General features: G+C 72.4%; 17 protein-coding genes and 1 pseudogene. 6 read left to right on the top strand and 12 right to left on the bottom strand.

The genetic code is table 11. The features are described 5' to 3' along the window. Window positions 1-89 precede the first annotated feature (89 nt). Complete coding sequence (rpsO, locus tag ACIP2X_RS19575; protein WP_053763275.1) at window positions 90-377, bottom strand: 30S ribosomal protein S15; 288 nt, start codon at window positions 375-377, stop codon at window positions 90-92. Window positions 378-650: 273 nt separating this feature from the next. Here rpsO and ACIP2X_RS19570 point away from each other — a divergent pair, with 273 nt between their 5' ends. Next, window positions 651-944, top strand: coding sequence for a DUF397 domain-containing protein (locus tag ACIP2X_RS19570; RefSeq protein ID WP_401674419.1), 294 nt, complete (start codon window positions 651-653; stop codon window positions 942-944). 25 nt (window positions 945-969) lie between these two features. Here the strand turns inward: ACIP2X_RS19570 and ACIP2X_RS19565 are convergent, their stop codons facing one another. After that, window positions 970-2,493 (bottom strand): PQQ-binding-like beta-propeller repeat protein, encoded by a 1,524-nt coding sequence (locus tag ACIP2X_RS19565; protein WP_401674416.1) that lies wholly within the window; start codon window positions 2,491-2,493, stop codon window positions 970-972. Window positions 2,494-2,953: 460 nt separating this feature from the next. On the opposite strand from ACIP2X_RS19565, the pseudogene ACIP2X_RS19560 reads away from it, so the two are divergent. Then, window positions 2,954-3,166, top strand: a pseudogene (locus ACIP2X_RS19560) (hypothetical protein); the annotation flags it as partial. Between the two features lie 224 nt (window positions 3,167-3,390). Beyond that, entirely contained in the window at window positions 3,391-6,495 is a 3,105-nt protein-coding gene (locus ACIP2X_RS19555) for an SCO5717 family growth-regulating ATPase (RefSeq protein ID WP_401674413.1), read from the top strand. 71 nt (window positions 6,496-6,566) lie between these two features. Here ACIP2X_RS19555 and ACIP2X_RS19550 read toward each other — a convergent pair whose 3' ends face one another. From ACIP2X_RS19550 to rimP, 9 genes are all read right to left on the bottom strand, one after another. Further along, entirely contained in the window at window positions 6,567-7,532 is a 966-nt protein-coding gene (locus tag ACIP2X_RS19550; protein WP_401674411.1) for a bifunctional riboflavin kinase/FAD synthetase, read from the bottom strand. 47 nt (window positions 7,533-7,579) lie between these two features. Then, window positions 7,580-11,257 carry a trypsin-like peptidase domain-containing protein gene (locus tag ACIP2X_RS19545; protein ID WP_401674408.1) on the bottom strand — a complete coding sequence of 1,226 codons (3,678 nt, stop codon included), beginning with the start codon at window positions 11,255-11,257 and terminating at the stop codon, window positions 7,580-7,582. A 258-nt stretch (window positions 11,258-11,515) separates the two neighbouring features. Beyond that, the gene (gene truB / locus ACIP2X_RS19540) at window positions 11,516-12,421 is read right to left on the bottom strand and encodes a tRNA pseudouridine(55) synthase TruB (RefSeq protein ID WP_401674405.1); all 906 of its coding nucleotides are present in this window, start codon (window positions 12,419-12,421) and stop codon (window positions 11,516-11,518) included. Then, a complete protein-coding gene (gene rbfA, locus ACIP2X_RS19535; protein WP_401674402.1) occupies window positions 12,418-12,864 on the bottom strand; it encodes a 30S ribosome-binding factor RbfA in 447 nt (148 codons plus the stop codon). The genes truB and rbfA overlap by 4 nt, the downstream gene beginning before the upstream one ends. A gap of 39 nt (window positions 12,865-12,903) precedes the next feature. Further along, window positions 12,904-13,197 (bottom strand): DUF503 domain-containing protein, encoded by a 294-nt coding sequence (locus ACIP2X_RS19530; protein ID WP_401674400.1) that lies wholly within the window; start codon window positions 13,195-13,197, stop codon window positions 12,904-12,906. 198 nt (window positions 13,198-13,395) lie between these two features. After that, complete coding sequence (infB, locus tag ACIP2X_RS19525; protein WP_401674398.1) at window positions 13,396-16,497, bottom strand: translation initiation factor IF-2; 3,102 nt, start codon at window positions 16,495-16,497, stop codon at window positions 13,396-13,398. A 150-nt stretch (window positions 16,498-16,647) separates the two neighbouring features. Then, window positions 16,648-16,944, bottom strand: a complete 297-nt coding sequence (locus tag ACIP2X_RS19520) for a YlxR family protein (protein WP_401674396.1) — start codon at window positions 16,942-16,944, stop codon at window positions 16,648-16,650. A 102-nt stretch (window positions 16,945-17,046) separates the two neighbouring features. After that, complete coding sequence (nusA, locus tag ACIP2X_RS19515) at window positions 17,047-18,033, bottom strand: transcription termination factor NusA (protein ID WP_401674394.1); 987 nt, start codon at window positions 18,031-18,033, stop codon at window positions 17,047-17,049. Window positions 18,034-18,035: 2 nt separating this feature from the next. After that, window positions 18,036-18,533 (bottom strand): ribosome maturation factor RimP, encoded by a 498-nt coding sequence (gene rimP / locus ACIP2X_RS19510; RefSeq protein ID WP_401674391.1) that lies wholly within the window; start codon window positions 18,531-18,533, stop codon window positions 18,036-18,038. Between the two features lie 194 nt (window positions 18,534-18,727). On the opposite strand from rimP, the gene ACIP2X_RS19505 reads away from it, so the two are divergent. From ACIP2X_RS19505 to ACIP2X_RS19495, 3 genes are read left to right on the top strand one after another with little or no spacing between them, the layout of a single operon-like run. Beyond that, entirely contained in the window at window positions 18,728-19,261 is a 534-nt protein-coding gene (locus ACIP2X_RS19505) for a hypothetical protein (protein WP_401674388.1), read from the top strand. After that, the gene (locus ACIP2X_RS19500) at window positions 19,258-19,722 is read left to right on the top strand and encodes a ferritin-like domain-containing protein (RefSeq protein WP_401674386.1); all 465 of its coding nucleotides are present in this window, start codon (window positions 19,258-19,260) and stop codon (window positions 19,720-19,722) included. The genes ACIP2X_RS19505 and ACIP2X_RS19500 overlap by 4 nt, the downstream gene beginning before the upstream one ends. Before the next feature lie 27 nt (window positions 19,723-19,749). Further along, window positions 19,750-20,640, top strand: a complete 891-nt coding sequence (locus ACIP2X_RS19495; protein ID WP_401674383.1) for an aminoglycoside phosphotransferase family protein — start codon at window positions 19,750-19,752, stop codon at window positions 20,638-20,640. A gap of 39 nt (window positions 20,641-20,679) precedes the next feature. Here ACIP2X_RS19495 and ACIP2X_RS19490 read toward each other — a convergent pair whose 3' ends face one another. Continuing rightward, entirely contained in the window at window positions 20,680-22,383 is a 1,704-nt protein-coding gene (locus ACIP2X_RS19490; RefSeq protein WP_401674381.1) for a proline--tRNA ligase, read from the bottom strand. Between the last annotated feature and the right edge of the window lie 19 nt (window positions 22,384-22,402).

The following is a 22,402-nucleotide window of genomic DNA, read 5'->3' as shown; positions in this document are numbered from 1 at the left end:
CTACCACACTACAAAGGGGTGGTGACACTCCGCACGTACAGCAAAGGGAGCGGCCCCCTGGTCGTGGGAACCGCTCCCTTCACGGTGTCTTACTTGGCGCCCGCCGCACCGCGGCGGATGCCGAGGCGGTCGACCAGCGCACGGAAGCGCTGGATGTCCTTCTTGGCGAGGTACTGCAGCAGCCGGCGGCGCTGACCGACCAGGATCAGCAGACCACGACGGGAGTGGTGGTCGTGCTTGTGGGTCTTGAGGTGCTCGGTCAGGTCGGAGATCCGACGGGACAGCAGAGCGACCTGGACCTCGGGGGTGCCGGTGTCACCCTCCTTGGTACCGAACTCGGAGATGATCTGCTTCTTCGTAGCGGCGTCGAGCGACACGCGTACTCCTCATAGTCTGTGAAAGGCCACCGAGTGCCCCCGGTCTGCATCTCGGGGGAGCTTCCATGACTCGGAAGGCGGGATCCGCTGGGCGCGGCCACCAGGGCTCAAGGCTCCGGGGTGCGTACACAAACGGCCGTCAGTCAGGGTACCAGCTGGTGAGGACCGCTCCGCCCACGGCCGGCGAACCACCCTGACGGCGACGGAGCGGCCACTAGGGTGAACGGTCGGATCGTCGTCGGTACGTGTACGTCGGGAAGGGGTCGCTGCGCAATGGCGGAGACGGAAGCGGAGATCAAGGCGCGCAAGGAGCGGGAGCGCGACGAGCTGTACGCGCTCGACATCTCGGACGTCGAGTGGCTCAGCGCGCCGGGCACCGAGGAGCAGGAGGAACGGGTGGAGATCGCCTACCTGCCGGACGGCGCCGTGGCCATGCGCTCGTCGCTCGACCCCGGGACCGTGCTGCGGTACACGGAGGCGGAGTGGCGGGCGTTCGTGCTGGGGGCCCGGGACGGGGAGTTCGATCTGGAGGGGGCGCCGGGGGGTGCCGGGGGCGGGGAGCAGTAGGCCGGGTCGGGGGCGCCGGGCGGGGTCAGGGGGTGCTGGGCGTGGTGGGCGTGGTGCTTTCGATGCCGAGGACCAGGTAGATCCACTGCGGCTGATCGGCGGAGGGCCCGGTGACCGACTTAGGGCTGATGAAGAGTCGGCCGCTCTGCACGAGGACGTCGTTGAAGGCGATCGACGTGAAGGTCGATGCCTCGGCCGGCAGGACGAAGTAGAAGTACGGCGTCTCCTTGCCCGTCTCCGGGTCGAGGCTGACCAATGCGTTCGGCGTGATGTTGTCCTGGCTCTGGCGCAGGGCCATGAGTTGGTCGCCGCTAGTCCGCACCGGGATCAGCAAAGCGTTGGGCCCGGAGTCGAACTTCGTCGTGGTATTCCCGGTCGCCAGGTCGAAGCCGATGACCCAGTTGGCCGTGACGGCACCGATGTCGTCCTTGCTGCGGAGGAAGACCTGCTTGCTGCCGACGGCGACCGTCGGGCAGTAGTCGATCGCGAGATAGTCGTCGAGCGGGCACTCCCCCAGATAGGTGCCGTTCTGCAGACGGATCGTGGCGCGGCTCTCGCCATCGTCGTCAAGGGACAGCAGCTCGGTGATGCCGGCGTCGCCCGCCGCGACGGCAAGGACTGCCGGATCGGCGGACGGGATGCTGACGTCACGAATGCCCTTTGCTGCCGCGTACGACCAGAGCGTGCGACCTGTGGCCGGATCGACCTTGCGCACCTGGTACCGGATGTGTTCCGGGGAGTCGACGGGCAGGCTCTTGTCGTTGCTCTGACAGAGCTCCCGCACAAGCAGCGCGCCTCCGCCGGCAACCCCGCTGTCCTGGCAGACACCGTGAGCTTTCGTACTCCAACGCTTCTTCCCGAAGTCCATGCCGTACGCAGTGGTCCCGCCACCCCAGCTGACAGCGACCGTGTCATGGACAAGAGTCACGCTGGGGGTGTCCTGCAAGGCACTGTTCGCCGGGATGCGGGAGGTGGCACTGCTCTGCGTGGCCGGAAACTCGCGGGACCAGACCATGCGGCCGTCGTCGAGGTCGAAGAAGGCGACCTGGTTGCAGTAGGCGTCCTCTTCCTCGTCGTCGTTCGCGCGGTACAGGACGGCCGTGCGGTTCTCGTTGGTGACATGGCGGGTGTAGCCGCAGATCGGGCCGTCGAGGGGAAGTTTCCACTTCTCGTCGCCAGGTGCGGCGTCGGTGCCCACGGCAAAGCCCACAAGGGTCTTGTTGATGCCCTTGGCGAGAATCTTGTCCGTGGCCCATATGCCGGGCATCTCGTACTGTTCGCCGGGGCTCATGTCATCCACGGACAGACGGAACGCCATCTTGCCCACGGTGCTCGCGGGCCGCTTCTCGACAGATGCACGGACGTCCAGACGGCTCTGTCCGGCGACGGCCTGCGTCTTGGCCCTGGATCCACCACTGTCGCCGCCCCATAGGAGCCAGCCTCCCGCTCCGAGCGCAATGACGAGCACCAGGGCGAGTGGCCACACCAGGAGCTTTCGGCGGCGCTTGGTACGGGCGGCCTCCGCGGACATCACGGACTGCGTGTACATGGAGGGGGGTGGGCCGAAGCTCACTCGCTGGGTTCCTTTCCGTGCTCCGTCGTCACTCGTTGACGCCGCCGCGTGGAGCGATCAGACCGAACGAGGTGGGAAGGGCGGCGGCGATCGCCGCTGCGAGCCACGCGGGGCGAAGAGCGCACTGCTGCCCGTAGTGATCGTGGGTAGGTTGTACGTTGGAGCCCGCGCCATGGCCCAGGCGCTGCATCACCCCGAAGCAGCGCGGGGTGCGCGCGGGAGCAGTGCGACGAACAGGGCGAATTGTCCAGCTCCTGGGACCATATTCGCAACTGTTGACGTGTCTCACCGGCACCCTATCGCCCAGGGTTGCCCGACGTGTCAGTGGGATCGCGCTGCGCGACCGACGTTCGCCGACACGGGGCGGCGTTACGTAACGGTCGGGCCGGCAGGGGGAATTGGTGCGAAGTGAGCCACATCATCGTCAAGCACCCATGCTCGTCCGCCTACACCGCCGCGGATGGCCTCGGGCCGCAATGACGAACCGCTCCTCGCCAACCTGGAATTCACGGATTTGGTGAATCCGGGCGACGCGGCGAGGGTCGTTCCGCGACGCACATGGCGGCCTCGCGCGCAGTCCGAGCGGCTGCGTGTCCCGATCGTTGTCGGCGAGGACGGCAGACCCGTGACGCTGGACCTCGAAGAAGCTCTCCCGTCGAGTACGAACCGCCTCAGCTCCGGAAGCATCGTGCGCAGACGCGCCTGCCGTGCCCGCCCTTTTCTTGATTAGGCTGGGGTAGGGGCACGTAGCGAGGACCCGGCACAGGGGATGCGCGTTCCGGGGGTCACCCGGGGGGACAGCCCAGCTAATCGAACGACAGCGATGGTCGCCCCAGCACGGCATGAGGGTGCTCGACCACACCAGGAGGAATTGTGAGCAGCGATCGGGACGGGATCCGCGGGGGCTGGGCGACGCCCGGCGATGACCAGCCCGACGCGGAGGCCGCCATCGAGATGACGGGCGAGTTCACCATCGACTACGCGCCGCCTGCCTGGTACACGCAGAACGCGTCCGGAGCGTCGGGGGATGCGGCGAACTCGGATGATTCGGGGAACTCCGGAAACGCGGGGAACTCGGGGGATCCGGGGTCCGCTTCGTCACCGGCCCCGGCCTCCGGGGTGCCCGGGGCCGGTCCGGCCGGTCCGGTCCCTGCCCCGGCCCCGGAGTTCGGGCCCGGGCCCACTCCGCCGGCCCCTCCCGCTCCGGTCGCGCCGTTCACGCCGCCCGCCCCTGTGCCGATCCCCGGCGTGCCGTTCACACCGCCTCCGGCCGCTCCTGAGCCGGGAATCCCGTTCCCGCCTCCGGTCACGCCGCCGGCCGGGGAGCACGGGGGTGTGCCCAGGCTGCCCGAGGGAAGCGGCTTCGAGCCTCAGGCGCCGGTCGCGCCTGCCCCTGAGGCCACTCCGGCGCCCCCGGTCCCCAAGGCTCCCCCGGCTCACCCCGCTCCCGCCGCACCTTCCGCCCCGCAGGCCTCCGACGCGGCCGAGCCCGGGAACGGGGACCTGGAGAACGGCGCCACCATGCGGTTCTCCGCGGCCTCCCTGCAGCGGGAGATCGCCGACCGCGCCGCCGCGGCCGAAGCGCAGGAGAAGACCGAGGCCGAGGCCGGTGAGCGGGCCGAGGGTGACTCCTCGGGTGGGTCGGACGAGACCGATGCCTCCGCGGACGCCGACCACGAGGCTCCTCGCACCGGGTCCAGCCCGGACGCCGACGCTCCGGCAGACACCGACGAGCCCGACACCGCCGCGGCAGCCGACGACTCCCCCGGCGCCGACGCCGAAGCGGGCTCCGACGCCCCCGACGACGACGCTGCCCAGGACCAGGCCGTCGCCGCGCCGTCGACACCCGACGCGCCCTCCGCCTGGACTCCCCCGCCCACCCCGCACAGCGGCGTCCCCCCGTTGCCGCCGGCCTACCAGCCCGCGGCTCCTGTCCCGGCCGCCCAGTCGGAGCCGTCGCCCGGCGCCGCCCAGGGCCGGCCGCCCCTGCCTCCGCAGCAGCCGACGGTCCCGCCGCAGCCCCAGCCGCAGTCGGCGCAGCCCGCGTGGACCCCGCCGATCCAGGCCCCGGCGCCCGCCACGCCCGACATCCCGCATCAGGCCACCGCCGAGCCCCACGCCCAGCAGGGCTACGGCTTCCCCAACCCGACCGCCCCCAACGCGCCCCAGGGCTACGGCTTTCCGCACCCCGGTGTCCCCAACGCCCAGGACGGCTACGGCTTCCCCCACCCCGGCGTCCCCAACGCCCAGGGTGGCTACGGGTTCCCCCAGCCCCCGGCGCAGCCGCAGGCCGCCCACCCGGGTGTCCCTCCGCAGCAGAACCCTCAGGATCCGCAGCACGGACAGCAGGGGCAGCACGGACAGCAGGGGCAGCACCCCCAGGCCCCGCAGCCTCAACAGGCCCAACAGGCCCATCAAGCCCCCCAGTTCCCGCAGCACGCCCAGCACCAGCAGAACCAAAACCACAACCAGAACCAGAACCAACAACACCAGCAACACCCCCAGTACCAGCAGCAGCACCCCCACCAGTACCCCCAGGCCCACACCCCGCAGGGATACCCCCAGCCCCAGGACCAAGCCCAGCCTCAACCCCAGCCCACCCCACCCCCGGACCCCCGCCTCGGCACCGCCTGGCCCCAGCCGCTCCAGCACGACCAGCGCCAGCCCACCAACCCCGGTGCGGCGCCGCTCGGTTACACCGCCGCCGTCGAGCTCTCCTCCGACCGCCTGCTCAACAACAAGCGGCAGAAGGCGAAGAGCGGACGTCCGGCCGCGGGCGTCTCCCGCTTCAAGCTGGGTGCGAAGAAGGAGGAGGCGGAGCGCCAGCAGAAGCTGCAGCTGATCCGGACGCCGGTGCTGTCCTGCTACCGCATCGCCGTGATCAGCCTCAAGGGCGGCGTCGGCAAGACCACGACGACCACCGCCCTCGGCTCGACGCTCGCCATCGAGCGGCAGGACAAGATCCTCGCGATCGACGCCAACCCGGACGCCGGTACGCTCGGCCGCCGTGTGCGCCGCGAGACCGGGGCCACCATCCGTGACCTCGTCCAGGCGATCCCGTACCTCAACTCGTACATGGACATCAGGCGGTTCACCTCCCAGGCCCCCTCGGGCCTGGAGATCATCGCCAACGACGTCGACCCGGCCGTCTCGACGACGTTCAACGACGAGGACTACCGGCGCGCGATCGACGTGCTCGGCAAGCAGTACCCGGTGATCCTGACCGACTCCGGCACCGGTCTGCTCTACAGCGCCATGCGCGGGGTGCTCGACCTCGCCGACCAGCTCATCATCATCTCGACGCCGTCGGTGGACGGTGCGAGCAGCGCCAGTACGACGTTGGACTGGCTGTCCGCGCACGGCTACGCCGACCTGGTCTCCCGCTCCATCACGGTCATCTCGGGGGTGCGCGACACCGGCAAGATGATCAAGGTCGAGGACATCGTCTCCCACTTCGAGACGCGGTGCCGGGGCGTCGTCGTCGTCCCGTTCGACGAGCACCTCTCCGCCGGCGCCGAGGTCGACCTCGACATGATGCGGCCCAAGGTGCGGGAGGCGTACTTCAACCTCGCGGCCATGGTCGCCGAGGACTTCGTACGGCACCAGCAGATGCACGGTCTGTGGACCAGCGACGGCAACCCGCCCCCGGTCGCCGCCCCGCCGATGCCGGGTCATTCCTATCCCGGCCAGCCCGCGCCCGGCCAACCGGTACCGGGCCAGCCGATGCCGGGCCAGCCCATGCCAGGACAGCCGATGCCCGGCCCCGGCCAGTACGCGCCCGGGCAGCCCTACGCGCCCCAGCCGGGCCACCCCGGACACCCGGGCCACCCCGGCCACCCCGGCCACCCGCCGCAGCCGGACCACGCCGCCCCCCAGCCGCCGCACCCTCAGCCACCGCACCCCCAGCAGCCGCCCCGGCACCCCGGATACGGCTACCCCCAGCCCGGTCAGCCCGAGGGACCCCCGCCCCAGCAGTAGCGAGCGGGCACGCAGACAAAGGGCGGCCGGTGCCTCACAGGCACCGGCCGCCCTTCACATCGTTCTCGTGCCTACGACGAGGATCCGGCACCCTCCGCCGCCGCGATCAGCTCACGGCACCGCTTCACGTCGTCCGCCATCTGCTCCAGCAGATCCTCGAGCGTCTCGAACTTCGCCTGCCCGCGCACGAACGCCAGGAAGTCCACGGCGACGTGCAGCCCGTACAGATCCAACCCCACGCGGTCGATCGCGTACGCCTCCACCGTGCGCTCGGTCCCGTCGAACTGGGGGTTGGTGCCGACGGAGATCGCGGCCGGCATGACCTCGCCCTCCACCGTCAGCCACCCCGCGTAGACCCCGTCGGCCGGGATCGCGGTGTGCGGCAGCGTCTCGACGTTGGCCGTGGGGAAGCCCAGCTCACGGCCGCGCTGCGCGCCCCGCACGACGACGCCCTCGACCCGGTGCGGGCGGCCGAGGATCTCCGCGGCACCGGCCACGTCCCCCGCGCCCACCAGCCGCCGCGTCAGCGTCGACGAGAACGGCTCGCCGCCGCCCGCCTCGCCCGACACGAAGAGCTCGATGACCTCGACCTCGAAGTCGTAGACCTTGCCCTGCTCGGCGAGGAACTCGACGTTCCCGGCGGCGCGATGGCCGAAGCGGAAGTTGGGGCCCTCGACGACGGCCTTGGCGTGCAGCCTGTCGACCAGGACCTTGCCCACGAACTCGGCGGGCGAGAGCTTGGAGAACTCCGCCGTGAAGGGAAGGATCAGCACCGCGTCCACGCCCAGCTCCGCCATCAGCTCGGCGCGCCGGTGGTGCGGCGCGAGCAGCGGCGGATGGCTGCCGGGGCGGACGACCTCGCTGGGGTGCGGATCGAAGGTGACGACGACGGCGGGGACGCCCAGCTCACGGGCGCGTTGCACGGCGTGCCGGATGATCAGCTGGTGTCCGCGGTGGACACCGTCGTAGGACCCGATGGTGACGACGCTGCGCCCCCAGTCCTCGGGGATGTCCTCCAAGCCACGCCAGCGCTGCACTGTGACCGCTCCTCGAACCCGTGTCCGTCTATGCCTCTTACGCAGGTCTAAGGGTGCCATGCCGAGGGGGTCCGGCCCGCACCGGCATGGGGGCTGTGACCGGACGCACGTGTGCTCGCCCGGTCGAGGGAGAGCCGTACGCCGGCCAGAATCTCGATCATGCGCCGGGTGCTGGGGCCGACGACCGCGGCCCAGTCCCGTGGAGCGTCCTCCAGCCACCGCGCCACGCGGACCGCGAATCCCGGGATCTCACGGCCCAGATCGAGCAGGGCGCAGTCGAAGCGGGTGGCTCCCGCCGGGGTGCGGACGAGGATCATGCCGGTGCGGTGGACCAGGGCGCGCAGTTCGTCGCCGCCGTGCCGGGCGGCCGTCCGCAGCAGGGACACCAGTACGGGCGCGGCCTGCTCGTGGACGAGGAGGTAGTCGCACAGTTCGCGGCGCAGGGCGCGGGAGCCGGGGGCGCCGGGCGCGGCGAGTACGCCGGCGAGCGCCGCCCTCAGCTCCTCGGGCCCACCGTCGAGCACCCCGGTGACCAGCGAGAACAGTACGGACCCGGTGTCACGGCACCGGCCGGGGAGTCCGTCGCCGACGCAGGCGCACCCGTCCCCGGGGCCGCCGGCAGGTCCCTCGGCGCTCCTCCCGCAGCCGGCGTCGAGCACGCAGCCGGCGTCGAGCAGTCCGTCGACGTAAGCGGCCACGGGCTCCGCCCACCCCGTCCGCAGCGACACCGCCTCCTGGACGAGCTCGGCGACCCCCCGCACCAGCGACGGACTCGCCGCGCCGCCTGCCCTGAGCAGCCCGCCGTCGCCCTCGAACAGTGCCTCGGCGAGCGCGCGCAGCACTGCCCCGGCGTCCGGGCGCCGCAGCCGGTCCCGGAAGGCGCCGAGCACCGGCTCGGGATGGGTCGTCAGGGCGGTCGCGAGCGCGGACGCGGGCAGCTGCGGGTCCCCGGCCGCGAAGTGCTCGACGGCCCGGGGCAGGTGCCGGTCCCGGGTGTGCGGATCGCGTACGAGCAAGGCGAGCGCCCCGCCGTGCAGTGCGCCGTCGGACGGGCGGGTGAGCAGGGCCAGGGCCGCGTGCCGTAGCGGCACGCGCCCGGCCTCGTCCCGGGCGTACGGCGCGACCCGCAGCCCGTAGGTCATCGCCGTGGCCCGCCGCTCCGGCCGCTCGTCGCGCGCCCACCGGTTCACGGCCCGGCAGACGGCCGCGGTCTCCTCCTCGGCGAGTACGCCGAGCAGCTCGTCGCCCCGCCGGTGCCCGCTGTCGGCCAGTACCTCCGTGAGGTCGTCCAGCGCGCGGTGCCGATGCGTGTGCAGCAGCGCCTGCGCGGCAGTGGCCACGGTCGCGTGCGGCGCCGCCGGGAGTGCCCGCTCGTCGTCGAACCAGCGGACGAGATGCGGCTGTACGGCGGCGGGGTCGGCGGCGAGCAGGTGCGCGGCGGCGTCGAGGTACCGGGCCCCGCCCGCGTCGGCCGCGCCGGTGTCGGCGCGGAGCAGGCGGCGCAGCAGATCGAGGCGTTCGGCACCACTCAGCGCCGGTTCCGTCCAGAAGGCGGGCCCGAACTCCGCCGGTACGGCCCGTCTCTGCCACCGCCAGTCGACGATCGTCTCGGCGAGGAGCCGCAGCACCCGCAGATACGGCGTGGCGTCCGGCACCCGGCGCAGCGTCTCGCCGAGCAGCCGGGCCGCCCACCAGGAGTGCGGGTCGTCGTCCAGGGCATGGAGCAGTTCCTCCAGGCGGACGGCGAGCCGGTGCGTGCCGTGCTGCCGGGCGAGCAGGAGCAGGGCCTGGACGACGGGCCCGATGCGATGGTGCGGCACGGGGTCGGGGTGCTCGCAGGCCTGGGCGGGGTGGTGGACGAGCGCGCGCAGGGCCTCGTCCAGGTCGAGGTGGGTGCCCTGGATCCAGTCGGCGAGTTCCTCGTCGGCGAAGCGGTATCCGGTGCCGGCGGGGACGAGGAGGCCTTCGGCGAGGACGGCGGACGCCCATCCGGTGCCACCGCCGAGCCGGGCCGGGGCCGGGCCCCGGGGGAACACGTCCTCGAAGGCGGCACGGGTCAGCTCCCCCGGTCCGGGACCGAGGCTGCGCCGGGCCGCCTCGTGCACCTGACCGGCCACCTTCGTGGCGAGCCGGCGTACGGCGGTGCCGCGCAGGCCGTTCTCCGCCGCGAGCCGTACGGCCACGCGCAGGCACGTCAGGTCCAGGTGGGCGGCGAATACTTCGTGCCGGTCCAGAGGGGCGGACCGCGGCGCGTCGGGGATCGCGGCGAGGATCCCGGAGAGGAGGCGCAGGGTGAGCGGGTGGCGGGCGTCGGGTGCGGCGAGGACGCCGTCGGGCACGCCGTAGCGGGTGCGGGCGTGGTGGGCCTCGTCGGCGTCGAGGTCGCCCAGGGGCACGCAGGGTGGCAGGCCCACGGGACCGGCTCCGGGGTGCAGGCACTCGTCTGGGAATGCCGCCCCCGCCCGTTCCCAGTACTCCGCCCGGCACGCCACGACCATCCGCGCCCCCGTCTCCCGCAGCCACCGCACGGTCCCCTGGGACCAGGCACTCAGCCGGTGGTCCAGTTCCGCCGGCATCTCCTCCGGGGCGTCGAGCAGCACGAGCAGGGGGCGACCGGCGGCCCGGGCCAGCGCGGCAAGGCGATCAGGATCCGTGTCTTCGAGGGGGACTCCCCCGGCCTCGGGCAGGCCTCCGTCATGGCCCCCGCCCCACGCAGTGGCTCCGCTCCCTGCCACGACCACGCTCCGCGTCGCCCGGCTGAGCACCCGCCGCACCGCGTCGGCGACCGACTCGTCCCCCACCCGGAGGTCCGCCCCCCGTAGCGACACCGTGGGCGCCGGTGCCGCACCCCCGCGCCGCCGCACGGCAAGCGCCACGAGCTCCGTCGTACGACCGCTGCCCGGCGGTCCGACGAGCCCCAGAACGGTGGCCGGGCCCTCGGCGAACGCGGCGAACTCCCTTACTGGACCCGTCCGTTCGACAGCCTCGACGCCTCCCGAAGCGTCACCCCCCGTCGACATCGCCGTCAGTTCCAGCACGCCGCCCAGATTGAGGTCCGCCCCGTACGCGGGCACCGTCGCCGCGTTGCGGGCGAGCACCTCGGCCAGCGGACCGTACGCGGCAGGCCGCAACGGCACGGCGAACCCGCAGTCGCGGTGCCCGGTGTGCAGCGCGGTGCCGAGCACGGCGACCACGGCCCCGGTGGCGGCGTCGACCACCGGTCCCCCGGCCGCCCCACCGCCCAGCCGCAGGGCGTCCCGCCCCGCCGTACCGATCGCGAGCTGCAGGACGTCGTCGAGCTGACGGAAGCGGTCCCTGGCCGTGTACGTCACCCCCGCCACCGCGCCCAGGACCCGCGCCTCCCGCCAGCGGCCCGCGGCGATCCGCACATAGGTACCGGTCGCGACCCGTTCCCGCGCGGTGATCGGCAGCGGGCGCACTCCGAGCCCTCCGGCCAGTTCCCCGGCGCGCACGAGGGCCAGGTTCCGCTCAGGGAAGGAGGTGACCGCCTCGGCGGGCACGACACAGCTGCGGGCTCCGGCGCTCAGGACGAGGCGGCCCGGACCGTCGACGGCTTCGTGGCTGGTGAGGACGGTGCCCTGGTGGTCGGCGACGAAGCCGGTGCCGCGGGGGCGCCCGGCGAGGTCGTGGATGCGGACGAGGACGTCGTCGTGGGGGCCGGGCTCGTCGTCCCGCGGTGTGGTCCGCCGGTCCGCTGCCGCCATGGTCGAACCTCCCCGCCGTGCCCCCGTACACCTGTGCTCCGAGGTCGACGGTAGGGGCGGGATGATCAGGGAGAAAGCGGTCAGGGCGAAAGCGCCCCCCTGCGCACCCCTGGTTCACTCCGAGCGCCCGCCCGGCCGGGTGAACGGACCGGGCTCGCCGGATACACCCTAGGGGTGGGGGAACCGATGGGGGACCGTGGAGCGGCGGGAGTGCAGGGCCCCGTGACCGCCGCTCCACGGGCAGGCGAGAGGGGGCCGTCAGCCGAAGACGGCGAGGCTCTTCGCCTTGCCCCGCTGCGCCTCCACGAGCGCCAGGAAGCGCCCCTCGGGACCGAACACGGCCACCGCGCCGGAGCCCGCGTACTCGTCGGGCATGTCGAGCCGTACGCCGTTGAGGAGCAGCCTGGCCCGCCGGTCGTCGACGTCCCAGCGGGGGAACGCGGCGGTGGCCGCCTCGGCGATCGGCATCACCGTCAGCTCCTCCTGGAGCTGGTCCAGGGTGCGCGCCGCGTCGAGCTTGTACGGCCCGACCCGGGTCCGGCGCAGCGCGGTGAGGTGGCCGCCGACCCCCAGTCCCGCGCCCAGGTCACGGGCTAGGGCCCGGATGTAGGTGCCGGAGGAGCAGACCACCGAGACGACGAGGTCGAGCACGGGGGTGCCGTCCTCGGCGACGGCCTCCCGGACGTCGTGGACGCCGAACGACGAGATGGTGACGGGCCTGGCCGGGATCTCGAAGTCCTCGCCGTCGCGGGCCCGCTTGTAGGAGCGGACACCGTCGATCTTGATGGCGCTGACCTTGGACGGCACCTGCATGATCTCGCCGGTGAGCTCGGCGATCCCCGCGTCGACGGCGTCCCGGGTGACCTTCGAGGCGTCCACCGACCCCGTGATCTCGCCCTCGGCGTCGTCGGTGACGGTGGTCTGGCCCAGGCGGATGGTGCCCAGGTACTCCTTCTCGGTCAGCGCGAGGTGCCCGAGGAGCTTGGTCGCCCGCTCGACGCCGAGGACGAGGACGCCCGTGGCCATCGGGTCGAGGGTGCCGGCGTGGCCGACGCGGCGGGTCCGCGCGATGCCGCGCATCTTCGCGACCACGTCGTGCGAAGTGAAGCCCGACGGCTTGTCGACGATGACAAGGCCGTCGGGCGTGGAGTGCTTCTGGGTCATGCGCTGGTGTCGTCCTCGTCCTCACCCGGCTTCTTGTACGGGTCGGCGTCGCCCGCGTAGTCGGCGCCCGCCGAGGCCTCGCGCACCTTCTCGTCGGACTGGCGGGCCTTGTCGAGGAGGTCCTCGATGGTCCGGGCGGTGTCCGGGAGGGCATCGGCGACGAAGGTGAGCGTCGGCGTGAACTTCACGCCGGCCGCCTTGCCGACCTCGGAGCGCAGGATGCCCTTGGCGCTCTCCAGGCCGGCGGCCGCGGCCGCCCGCTCCTCCTCGTCCCCGTACACGGTGTAGAAGACGGTCGCCTCCCGCAGATCACCCGTCACCCGGGTGTCCGTGATGGTGACGTGCGAGCCGAGCCGCGGGTCCTTGATCCCGCGCTGCAGCTTCTGGGCCACCACCTCTCGGATGAGGTCCGCCAGCCTCTTAGCCCGCGCGTTGTCGGCCACTGGTCCGTCTCCCGTTCTTTCCTGATCTACGTTCTCTGGTCAGTCGTCGTCGCCGTGGAAGCGGCGTCTCACCGACAGCAGTTCCACCTCGGGGCGCCCGGCGACCAGCCGTTCGCACCTGTCCAGCACGTCGCTGATGTGCCCCGCGTCGCCGGAGACCACCGCGAGGCCGATCTGGGCCCTGCGATGGAGGTCCATGTGGTCCACCTCGGCCGCACTCACCGCGTACTTCCGCTGGAGTTCCGCGACGATCGGGCGGACGACGGAGCGCTTCTCCTTCAGCGACCGGACGTCGCCGAGGAGGAGGTCGAAGGACAGCGTCCCCACAAACATGTATGCAACCGGTTCACCCGCCGGCCCGGGATCGACGGCCCCGCCGGCTGGAACGGGCGGGGACATCAAGAACGGTACCGCGCCCTCGCCGGGGGCTCGACCGGGTTTTGCCCGGGGCCGGCCGGACACCGGCGGCCCCGTGGCAAACCGCGGTGGCCGACGGGCACAGGTCCCGTCGGCCACCGTCAGCCACTGGTGTTACACCCGCGGCTTCTCGCGCATCTCGTACGTCGCGATGACGTCGTCGACCTTGATGTCGTTGAAGTTGCCGAGGTTGATACCGCCCTCGAACCCTTCGCGGATCTCGGTGACATCGTCCTTGAAGCGACGCAGACCCTCGATGTTGAGGCTCTCCGCGACCACCTTGCCGTCGCGGATGAGGCGGGCCTTGGTGTTGCGGCGCACCTCGCCGGAGCGGATGAGCACACCCGCGATGTTGCCCAGCTTGGACGACTTGAAGACCTCGCGGATCTCCGCCGTACCGAGCTCGACCTCCTCGAACTCCGGCTTCAGCATGCCCTTCAGGGCCGCCTCGATCTCCTCGATCGCCTGGTAGATGACCGAGTAGTAGCGGACGTCCACGCCCTCGCGCTCGGCCATCTGCGCCGCGCGGCCTGCCGCACGGACGTTGAAGCCGATCACGATGGCGTCCGAGCCCATCGCCAGGTCGATGTCGGACTCCGTGACCGCACCGACGCCGCGGTGCAGGACCCGGATGTCGACCTCTTCGCCGACGTCGAGCTGGAGCAGCGAGGACTCCAGGGCCTCGACGGAACCAGAAGCGTCACCCTTGATGATGAGGTTGAGCTGCTGGACCTCGCCGGCCTTGAGCACCTTGTCCAGGTCCTCCAGGGAGACCCTGCGGGTGCGCTTGGCGAAGGCCGCGTTGCGCTCACGCGCCGCGCGCTTCTCGGCGATCTGGCGTGCCGTGCGGTCCTCGTCGACGACCAGGAAGTTGTCGCCGGCGCCCGGGACGTTGGTCAGACCCAGGACCTGGACCGGCGTCGACGGACCCGCCTCGGCGACGTTGTTGCCGTTGTCGTCGAGCATGGCGCGCACGCGGCCGTAGGCGTCGCCCACGACCATCGTGTCGCCGACCCGCAGCGTGCCTCGCTGGACGAGGACCGTCGACACGGCACCGCGGCCGCGGTCGAGGCGGGACTCGATCGAGATGCCCTGCGCGTCCTGGGCCGGGTTGGCCCGCAGGTCGAGCGAGGCGTCGGCCGTGAGGATCACGGCCTCCAGCAGCGAGTCGATGTGCAGACCCTGCTTGGCGGAGATGTCGACGAACATGGTGTCGCCGCCGTACTCCTCGGCCACGAGACCGTACTCGGTCAGCTGACCGCGCACCTTGGTCGGGTCGGCGCCCTCGACGTCGATCTTGTTCACCGCGACCACGATCGGCACGTCGGCCGCCTTGGCGTGGTTGAGCGCCTCGACCGTCTGCGGCATGACGCCGTCGTTGGCCGCGACGACCAGGATCGCGATGTCGGTCGACTTCGCACCACGGGCACGCATGGCGGTGAACGCCTCGTGACCCGGGGTGTCGATGAAGGTGATCTTGCGCTCTTCGTCGTTGACCTCGGTCGCGACCTGGTAGGCACCGATGTGCTGGGTGATGCCACCGGCCTCGCCCGCGATGACGTTCGTCTTGCGGATGGCGTCGAGCAGGCGGGTCTTACCGTGGTCGACGTGACCCATGACGGTCACGACCGGCGGACGGACGACCAGGTCCTCCTCGGAGCCCTCGTCCTCACCGAACTCGATGTCGAAGGACTCGAGCAGCTCGCGGTCCTCCTCCTCGGGGCTGACGATCTGAACCGTGTAGTTCATCTCGCCGGCGAGGAGTTCCAGCGTCTCGTCGGAGACGGACTGCGTCGCCGTGACCATCTCGCCGAGGTTCATCATCACCGCGACGAGCGACGCCGGGTTGGCGTTGATCTTCTCCGCGAAGTCGGTGAGCGAGGCACCACGCGACAGGCGAATGCTCTCGCCGTTGCCGCGAGGCAGCATCACACCGCCGACCGACGGGGCCTGCATGGCCTCGTACTCCTGGCGCCTCTGCCGCTTCGACTTGCGGCCGCGACGCGCGGGACCGCCGGGACGGCCGAAGGCGCCCTGCGTGCCACCACGGCCACCGGGACCACCGGGACGACCGCCGAAGCCGGGACGGCCACCGCCGCCGCCGAAGCCACCGCCGCCACCACCGGGACCGCCGCCACCGGGACGACCGGCGAAACCGCCGCCGCCACCCGGACGACCGCCACCGCCGCCGCCACCGGGACGACCGGCGAAACCGCCGCCGCCACCGGGACGACCGCCACCGCCGCCGCCACCGGGACGACCGGCACCGGCCGGGCCGCGACCGCCGCCGGGACCCGGGCGCGGGCCGGCAGCGGGACGCTGCGGCATCATGCCGGGGTTCGGACGGGGACCCGCGGGACCGCCGCCGGGACGCGGGGCACCGCCCTGCGGACGCGGCATCGAGCCGGGGCTCGGACGGGAGCCGGGAGCCTGGGGACGCGGACCGCCGCCCTGGCCACCAGGACCCTGCGGACGGGGACCGGCGCCGGGGGCACCGGGGCCACCACCGGGACGCTGACCCTGCGGACGGGGCGCCTGCGGGCGCGCCATGCCGGTGGAGCCGCCGGAGGTGAAGGGGTTGTTACCCGGACGCGGGCCGGCCGGACGGGCACCGGGACGCGCCGCGGAAGCGCCGGGACGCGGACCCTGACCACCGGGGCGCTGGCCCTGGCGGTCCTGGCGCTCCGGACGGTCCTGGCCACCCGGACGGGCACCGCCGGGCTTGGGGGCACCGGGACGGGCACCGGCCGGCTTGGGGCCGGACGCGGCGGCCGGGGCGGCGGGAGCCGCCGGCGGAGCCGTGAACTCCGGCGCGGCCGGGGCCGGGCGCGGCGCGGGCTTGGGGCCCGGCGTCGGACGCGGACCCGAGGACGGCGCGGGCGCCGGGGCGGCGGGAGCCGCCGGGGCCGCGGGCGCCGCGGGCTGCTGGGCAGCCGCCGGCTTGGGTGCGGCCGGCTTGGGTGCCGCCGGACGCGCCGCCTGCGCCGGTGAGGGCGCGCCGGGCTTGGGGGCGGCCTTCCGCGGGGCGGGCTTTCCGGCGGACTTGCCGTTGCCACTGCCCTGCTGGAAGGCGTCAGTCAGTTTGCGTACTACGGGCGCCTCGATCGTCGAAGACGCCGATCGGACGAATTCACCGAGTTCCTGGAGCTTGGCCATGACGACCTTGCTCTCCACACCGAACTCCTTGGCGAGTTCGTAGACCCGGACCTTAGCCACTTCGCTCCTCTGAGGTCCGGGTTGCGGCCGGACCGTCGCTAGTTCATGGGCGTACTCATCGCGTACTCATCGAGTGCTCATCGCAATCTCGACCTGCTTTCGACTCGCGAGGTACCAGGCCGCACAGGGGCTTCCGTGCGGCAAGCTTTCTTACCGTGTTGCCTGCTCCGCAACTGTCGTCCGCTCGACGTACCGGCGCAACGCCTTTGTGTCGGGCGCTCCCGGGGCGCGCAACGCCCTCGTGAACGCCCGGCGACGTATCGCCTGGTCGAGACAGACCAAGGCGGGGTGTACATACGCACCCCGGCCGGGCAGCGTACCGCGTGGATCAGGGACACATTCGCCCTCGATCGCCACGGTGCGCAGCAGCTCGGTCTTGGCCGCTCGCTCCCGGCACCCGACACAGGTGCGCTCCGGGCATGCGCGGGCACGCGTCCGGCCAGACACCGCTAAGTCTACCTCCCCGTAACGACCTCACCCCTTTGAGGTAGAGATCGAACAGTTGCCGCACCGATAACTGTCGTGATCCAACCCACACGGGGCCGAGATCTATTCCTCCGGCTGTTCGGTGTCCGGGCGGATGTCGATCCGCCAGCCGGTCAGCCGGGCCGCGAGCCGGGCGTTCTGGCCTTCCTTGCCGATGGCCAGGGACAGCTGGTAGTCCGGGACGGTCACGCGCGCGGAGCGGGCCGACAGGTCGACGACGTCGACCTTGGACACCCGCGCGGGGGACAGGGCGTTCGCCACCATCTCGGCCGGGTCGTCCGACCAGTCGACGATGTCGATCTTCTCACCGTTCAGCTCGGCCATCACGTTGCGCACCCGCCCGCCCATGGGGCCGATGCAGGCGCCCTTGGCGTTCAGACCCGAACGGGTGGACCGGACGGCGATCTTGGTCCGGTGGCCGGCCTCGCGCGCGATGGCGGAGATCTCGACGGACCCGTCGGCGATCTCCGGCACCTCCAGCGCGAACAGCTTCTTCACCAGATTCGGATGCGTGCGCGACAGGGTGACCGACGGACCGCGGACGCCCTTGGCCACCCGGACGACGTACGACCGCAGCCGCATCCCGTGCGGATAGGTCTCGCCGGGCACCTGCTCCTGCACCGGCAGGATGGCCTCCAGCTTGCCGATGTCGACGAGCACGTTCTTCGGGTCGCGGCCCTGCTGCACCACACCGGTGACGATGTCGCCCTCGCGGCCGGCGTACTCGCCGAGCGTGGCGTCGTCCTCGGCGTCGCGCAGCCGCTGCAGGATGACCTGCTTGGCGGTGGTCGCGGCGATCCGGCCGAAGCCGGACGGGGTGTCGTCGAACTCGCGGGGCTCCTGGCCCTCGTCGAGGTCCTCGGGGTCCTCCTTCGCCCACACGGTCACGTGTCCGGTCTCCCGGTTGAGCTCCACGCGCGCGTGCCGGCGGCTTCCCTCGGTGCGGTGGTAGGCGATGAGGAGGGCCGCCTCGATCGCCTCGACCAGCAGGTCGAAGGAGATCTCCTTCTCCCGGACCAAGCCCCGCAGGGCGCTCATGTCGATGTCCACGGCTACGCCTCCTCTTCCTTCTTGTCCTTACGGCTGAACTCGACCTGGACGCGCGCCTTGGCGATGTCGCCGAAGGCGAGCCGGCGCGCGGTGGGCTTGCGCCCCTTGACCCCGGGGATCTCCACGTCCACGCCCTCGTCGTCGACGGTGAGGATCCTGGCCACCAGTTCGCCGCCCTCCGCCAGCTGGAAACCGACCAGCCGGCCGGTGGCGCGCACGTAGTGGCGGTGCTCGGTGAGGAGGCGCTCCGCGCCGGGGGTTCCCACCTCGAGCGTGTACTCGCCCTCGCCCATCGCGTCGCTCTCGTCGAGCTTCGCCGAGAGCGCACGGCTCACATCGGCGATCTGGTCGAGATCCGCTCCGGAATCGGAGTCGACGACGACGCGCAGCACTCTCTTGCGTCCTACGGAATCCACCGCGATCTCTTCGAGATCCAGACCCTGGGAGGTGACGAGCGGTTCGAGCAGTTCTCGCAGCCTCTCGCTGTGGGTGGTGCTCATCCGGGTGACTCCTCGGCCGCGTGTGCTGTTGTGGGTAGGTCGCGTGTCTGGTGAAAGGGTATCCGGTTCCGGACGGTGATGCCGTCCACCTGGGTCTGTGCGGTGCCGGTGAGTGGTCTCGGACACATGCACGGGTACGGTGATCACGGGCATGCCGCCCAGTCCTTTCGTACGAGCCTTCGAGGACGTCAGCCGTGCCGTTTCCCCTGCCGCCGCGCATGCCCTCGGGGCCGCGCAGAAGGACCCTGCTCGCCTCCGCCGCGGGCGTCGCCCTGCTCACCGGCTGCTCCGGTGATCCCGACGGCGCCGACACCACGGGCGGCAGCCCGTCGGCCGCGACCCGGGCACGCGCGCGTGCGGCCCGGGACAGCGACGGCCTGGTCACGCGGTACGACGCCGTGATCGCCGCCCACCCCGAGCTGGCGAAGCGGCTGCGGCCGCTGCGGGACGCGGCGGTGCGGCACGCGGAGGCGTTCGGCGGCGTGCCGGCCCCGGCCACGCCCAGCCCGACGGCCTCCGCCACCGGCACCCGGAACGTCTCGCTGACGGTGCCCAAGACCGAGCGGGCCGCCCTCGCCGAGCTGGCCGCGGCCGAGCGCGCGCTCGCGGACCGGCGGGCCAAGGCGCTCCTCGGCCTGCCCGGCGAGCTGGCGCGGCTGCTGGCGTCGGTGGCGGCGGCCGGTGCGGCACACGCGTATCTGCTCACGGAGGGTGAGGGCAAGGCATGAGCGAGGCCGAGGACGGGGAGCTGCGGGCCCTTCAGGCGGCACTGGCCGCCGAACACGCGGCGGTGTACGGCTACGGCGTGGTCGGCGGGACGATCGGCGAGGCCCGGCGCACCGAGGCACGGACGGCGTACGACGCGCATCGCGCCCGGCGGGACACCCTGGTGCGCCAGGTGCGCGCGCTGGGCGCCGAGCCGGTGGCCGCGGCCGCCGGATACGCGCTGCCGTTCCAGGTGACGGACCAGGCGACGGCGGTGCGGCTCGCCGCCGAGCTGGAGGAGCGGGTGGCCGGGGTGTACTCCGATCTGGTGCGGGCCGCCGGGGACGGGCTGCGGGGCACGGCCGCGACGGCGCTGCGGGAAGCGGCGGTGCGGGCGGTGCGCTGGCAGGGCCGGAGCGTAGCCTTCCCTGGGCTCGCCGAGCGGGCCGGTGCCGCCTCGGCGCCGGCGACACCGTCGGCGTGACGCGTACCGGAAGGGGACATCTCGCGTATGGCTTTCGAACCGCCGCAGCGGCTGGTCAGGGCGCTCGGTGAGACGGCGGCGGAGGGTGACGACTGGCTGGAGAAGCTGCCCGAGCTGGCGCAACAGGCCGTCGCTCTACGCGAGTTGACCGTGGAACGGGTGCAGGTGCCGGGCGGCCGGAGCAGCCTGGTGCTCCTGGTCCGGCGGGGCGACGGCACGCCCGCGGTCCTGAAGCTGGCCCCGCCCCGGGCCCGCCCGGAGAGCGAGCGGGCCGCGCTGGCGCACTGGGGCGGCCTGGGCGCCGTACAGTTGCTCGAACCGGGCGACGGGGGTGCGCTGCTGCTGGAGCGGCTGCATCCGGAGGTGTCCGTGCGGTCGCTGCCCGAGGCGAGGGCGCTGCTGGAGGCGGCGGGGACGCTGCGCAAGCTGTGGGTGGAGCCGCCGGGGGGCCACCCCTTCGAGACCGTGGCCGCGCGCACCGGGCGGCAGGCGGAGGCGATGCGGGCGAGTGCCGGCGCGGATGTCGTCCCGCTGGTCGACGCGGCGCTCGCGGCCCGCGAGGAATTGCTGGTGGCACCGCCCGAGCACCGGTTGCTGCACGGCACGTTCCGGCAGAGCAAGGTGCTCTCCGGGGACCGGATGCCCTGGCTGGCGGTCGGTCCCGATCCGGTGGTCGGCGAGTGCGCCTTCGATCTGGCCCGGCTCGTCCGTGACCGGGTGGAGGACCTGATCGCCACGCCCTCGGGCGCCTCGACGACCCGGCGGCGGGTGAAGCGGCTCGCGGAGTCGCTGGAGGTCGACCAGGAACGACTGCGCGGCTGGACGCTGTTCCGGGCCGTGGAGTCGGGGGTCCGGGCCCGGCGGGTGGGCCGGGTGCAGGACGCGGAGCTGCTGCTGGAGTTCGCGGGCTGGCTGTGAGCCGGGGCGAGCCGTGGCGGCTCGCCCCGGGTGCGGGGATCAGGCGGTCAGGCGGGCGATCGCCTCGTCGACCGGGAGTTCCTCGCGCTCACCCGTCCTGCGGTCCTTGAGCTCGACGACGCCTTCGCCCGCGCGCCGCCCGGCCACCAGGATCTGCGGTACGCCGATCAGTTCCGCGTCGGTGAACTTCACGCCCGGCGAGACCCCGGCGCGGTCGTCGACCAGGACCCGGACGCCGGCCGCGGCCAGCTTCCCGGAGACGTCCAGGGCGAGTTCGGTCTGGAGGGCCTTGCCGGCGGCGACGACGTGCACGTCGGCCGGGGCGACCTCCTTGGGCCAGCACAGGCCCTTGTCGTCGGCCGTCTGCTCGGCGAGGGCGGCCACCGCGCGGGAGACACCGACACCGTAGGAGCCCATGGTCACGCGGACCGGCTTGCCGTTCTGGCCGAGGACGTCGAGCTTGAGGGCGTCGGCGTACTTGCGGCCCAGCTGGAAGATGTGGCCGATCTCGATGGCGCGGTCCAGCTTGAGGCCGGTGCCGCACCGGGGGCAGGGGTCGCCCTCCTGCACCACGACCACGTCCACGTACTCGTCGACCTCGAAGTCGCGGCCGGCGACGACGTTCTTCGCGTGCGTGTCCGCCTTGTTGGCGCCGGTGATCCAGGCCGTGCCCGGCGCCACCCGCGGGTCGGCGACGTACTTCACCTTCTCGCCCAGGCCCTGCGGGCCCACGTAGCCACGCACCAGGTCCGGGCGGTTCACGAAGTCCTCGACGGTGACCATCTCGACGGCCGCCGGGGCGAAGTGCGCCTCGACCTTGCCCAGGTCGACCTCGCGGTCACCGGGCACGCCGACGGCGACGATCTCGCCGGCCACCTTCACGAGGAGGTTCTTCAGGGTGGCGGAGGCCGGGACGCCGAGCGAGGCCGCGAGGGTCTCGATGGTCGGGGTGTCGGGGGTGGGGATCTCCTCGGCGGCCGGGACGCCGGACGCGTCCACCGGCTTCAGCTCGTAGGTGATCGCCTCGGTGTTGGCCGCGAAGTCGCAGTTCGGGCAGTCCGCGAAGGTGTCCTCGCCGGCGTCGGCCGGGGCGAGGAACTCCTCCGACTTGGAGCCGCCCATCGCGCCCGCGGTCGCCGCGCAGATCCGGTAGTCGAGGCCGAGCCGCGTGAAGATCTTCTGGTACGCCTCGCGGTGCAGGGCGTACGAGTGGGCGAGGCCCTCGTCGGCGAGGTCGAAGGAGTAGGAGTCCTTCATCAGGAACTCGCGGCCGCGCAGGATGCCCGCGCGCGGACGGGCCTCGTCCCGGAACTTGCTCTGGATCTGGTAGAGGATCACGGGCAGGTCCTTGTAGGAGGACGCCTGGTCCTTCACCAGCAGCGTGAAGATCTCCTCGTGGGTGGGGCCGAGGAGGTAGTCACCGCCCCTACGGTCCTTCAGCCGGAACAGCTCCTGGCCGTACTCGTCCCAGCGGCCGGTCGCGTCGTAGGGCTCGCGCGGCAGCAGCGCGGGGAGCAGCACCTCCTGGGCGCCGATCGCGTCCATCTCCTCGCGGACGATCCGCTCCACGTTGGACAGGACCTTCTTGCCCAGGGGCAGCCAGGACCAGACCCCGGCGGCGGTGCGGCGGACGTAGCCGGCGCGGACGAGCAGCTTGTGGCTGAGGACCTCGGCGTCCGCCGGGTCGTCGCGCAGAGTCTTCGCCATCAACTGGGACATGCGCTGGACCGATGCGTTCGCCATGGTTCTCGTACTCCTGCTG

The organism is Streptomyces sp. NPDC089424, assembly GCF_044749345.1.
Lineage (GTDB): Bacteria > Actinomycetota > Actinomycetes > Streptomycetales > Streptomycetaceae > Streptomyces.
This window is presented reverse-complemented; position numbering and strand designations above follow the sequence as displayed.

Excerpts from the sequence above, each read along its gene's own strand:
- ACIP2X_RS19545 (WP_401674408.1), bottom strand. The coding sequence starts at position 11,257 with ATGGCGGCAGCGGACCGGCGGACCACACCGCGGGACGACGAGCCCGGC.
- ACIP2X_RS19530 (WP_401674400.1), bottom strand. The coding sequence starts at position 13,197 with ATGTTTGTGGGGACGCTGTCCTTCGACCTCCTCCTCGGCGACGTCCGG.
- ACIP2X_RS19495 (WP_401674383.1), top strand. The coding sequence starts at position 19,750 with ATGGCTTTCGAACCGCCGCAGCGGCTGGTCAGGGCGCTCGGTGAGACG.
- ACIP2X_RS19500 (WP_401674386.1), top strand. The coding sequence starts at position 19,258 with ATGAGCGAGGCCGAGGACGGGGAGCTGCGGGCCCTTCAGGCGGCACTG.
- ACIP2X_RS19565 (WP_401674416.1), bottom strand. The coding sequence starts at position 2,493 with ATGTACACGCAGTCCGTGATGTCCGCGGAGGCCGCCCGTACCAAGCGC.
- ACIP2X_RS19490 (WP_401674381.1), bottom strand. The coding sequence starts at position 22,383 with ATGGCGAACGCATCGGTCCAGCGCATGTCCCAGTTGATGGCGAAGACT.
- ACIP2X_RS19570 (WP_401674419.1), top strand. The coding sequence starts at position 651 with ATGGCGGAGACGGAAGCGGAGATCAAGGCGCGCAAGGAGCGGGAGCGC.
- rimP (WP_401674391.1), bottom strand. The coding sequence starts at position 18,533 with ATGAGCACCACCCACAGCGAGAGGCTGCGAGAACTGCTCGAACCGCTC.
- truB (WP_401674405.1), bottom strand. The coding sequence starts at position 12,421 with ATGACCCAGAAGCACTCCACGCCCGACGGCCTTGTCATCGTCGACAAG.